Here is a 566-nt window from a genome sequence, read left to right on the forward strand (position 1 = left end):
GCTTGAACACCAGCGTTTTCGGCACGTCCTTCAGCACGTCGAAACCGCCGGCCATATCGCCGTACAGCGTGGCGTATCCCACCGCCATTTCGCTCTTGTTGCCGGTGGTCAGCACGATGCTGCGGCGTTTGTTGGACAGCGCCATCAGCACCACCCCGCGGCAACGCGCCTGCAGGTTTTCTTCGGTGGTGTCGCGCTCGGTGCCGGCGAACATCGGCGACAGCTGGCCCATAAAGGCGTCGAACATCGGTTCGATGGAGACGATATCGAACTCCACGCCGAGGATTTCCGCCTCTTCCTTGGCGTCGGCGATGCTGATGTCCGCGGTATAGCGGAACGGCATCATCAGCGCCTGCACCTTGTCTTTGCCCAGCGCATCCACGGCGATCGCCAGCGTCAGCGCCGAGTCGATGCCGCCGGACAGGCCGAGCACCGCGCCTTTAAAGCCGTTTTTGGTCACGTAGTCGCGCACCGCCAACACCAGCGCCTGGTACACCTGCGCCAGCTGCGGCAGCTCGGCGGCCGGATCGGCCATCGGCACCACGGCCAGCTCGTTGAATTCCAGG

The 566-nt window shown here is 64.0% G+C and carries 1 protein-coding gene; it reads right to left on the bottom strand.

Annotation, left to right across the window (positions count from 1 at the left end):
• Nucleotides 1–566: NAD(+) synthase (gene nadE / locus KHA85_RS20080; protein ID WP_213186637.1), on the bottom strand; the 566-nt coding region annotated here is incomplete at both ends.

Origin of the sequence: Dietzia massiliensis, from assembly GCF_018390595.1 — a bacterium.
GTDB lineage: Bacteria > Actinomycetota > Actinomycetes > Mycobacteriales > Mycobacteriaceae > Dietzia > Dietzia massiliensis.